This window comes from Neisseria sp. HMSC056A03 (genome assembly GCF_001815685.1).
GTDB classification, from domain to species: domain Bacteria; phylum Pseudomonadota; class Gammaproteobacteria; order Burkholderiales; family Neisseriaceae; genus Neisseria; species Neisseria subflava.
This window is the reverse complement of record NZ_KV821643.1, coordinates 386-601: the sequence shown is the minus strand read 5'-3', so window position 1 is coordinate 601 and position 216 is coordinate 386.

Sequence of the window (216 nt, the reverse complement as noted above, 5' to 3'; positions counted from 1 at the left end):
CCTTTCTCATTTCGCAGTGCTACAATCCTTGCCATTAACAAAAGCAATTACTATGTGTTGTAGCTCCCTTTCTCATTTCGCAGTGCTACAATTACATGTCCAAAAATTGGCTTTTCATCGGTGTTGTAGCTCCCTTTCTCATTTCGCAGTGCTACAATGCGTGTCCGTATATCAGGCGGTCGCCGCCTGTTGTAGCTCCCTTTCTCATTTCGCAGT